This is a genomic window from Vibrio sp. 2033 (assembly GCF_033339735.1).
Window position 1 is genome coordinate 1 of record NZ_JAWOVC010000111.1, and the last position, 1,100, is coordinate 1,100.

Below are 1,100 nucleotides of genomic sequence, written 5' to 3' on the forward strand. Positions count from 1 at the left end.
GAATGGCACTTCATTGGCCCGATTCAATCGAATAAATCGCGACTTGTTGCTGAACATTTCGATTGGGTTCACACCATTGATCGCGCTAAGATCGCACAGCGACTCAATGAGCAACGTCCGCAAGAACTCAAACCATTGCAAGTGCTGATTCAAGTCAACACCAGTGGTGAAGATTCCAAATCTGGCGTTAGTGACGCAGAAATATTCGAACTGGCTGAGTTGATTTCTCGCCTTCCCAACCTCACTTTAAGAGGATTGATGTCGATTCCTGCGAACGTGTCAGACTACGACGCCCAGCTTCGTGAGTTCGAGAAGCTAGCGACACTGAAGCAAACCCTTGAACAGCAATACCCAGAAATCGATACCTTATCGATGGGCATGAGTGGCGACATGACCGCTGCGATTGAAGCAGGCAGCACCATGGTTCGTATCGGAACGGCTATCTTTGGCGCGCGAGACTACAGCACGAAAAGTGAATAGTCATTTAAGAGCGAAAATGCTTAATTGATACCGCGATGAAACAGCGGTTAACGCAAAGCGGCGCCATTATACACCTGAGCGCACAATAAATCGTAAATATCATGATGGAAATCAGACAAATGGAACATAAAAAGATCGCCTTTATCGGTGCGGGAAACATGGTCAGAGCCATTGTTTCTGGCCTCGTGGCTAACGGCTACCCTGCACAAAACATTGTTGCAACCGCCCCATCAGAGGCGCGTCGTCTGCCGCTTGAGCAAGATTTTGGTATCCGCACCACCAGCGACAACATGCTGGCCGCGTCCGAGGCCGATGTGGTGGTTCTGTCTGTGAAACCACAAATGATGGCGGATGTTTGTAAACCTCTGCAATCTATCGACTTTAGCAACAAGCTCGTGATTTCTATTGCGGCAGGCATCAATTGTTCACGTTTGGATGAGATGCTAGCGACAAAATTGAATTTGGTTCGCGTCATGCCAAACACTCCATCTCAGTTGGGTTTGGGCATGAGTGGCTTATTCGCTCCAGAACATGTCAAAGAACAAGACAGAGCCTTTGCCGCAGAACTGATGCAAGCAGTTGGTAAAGTGTGCTGGGTGGAACAAGAATCAGGCATCAAC

At 48.4% G+C, this 1,100-nt stretch carries 2 protein-coding genes; both read left to right on the forward strand.

The features are described from left to right. Window positions 1-480: YggS family pyridoxal phosphate-dependent enzyme (locus R7P74_RS24955; RefSeq protein WP_318123323.1), on the forward strand; the 480-nt coding region annotated here is incomplete at its 5' end. Between the two features lie 119 nt (window positions 481-599). Next, window positions 600-1,100 (forward strand): pyrroline-5-carboxylate reductase (locus tag R7P74_RS24960; protein ID WP_318123325.1); only part of this gene is annotated, 501 nt, incomplete at its 3' end.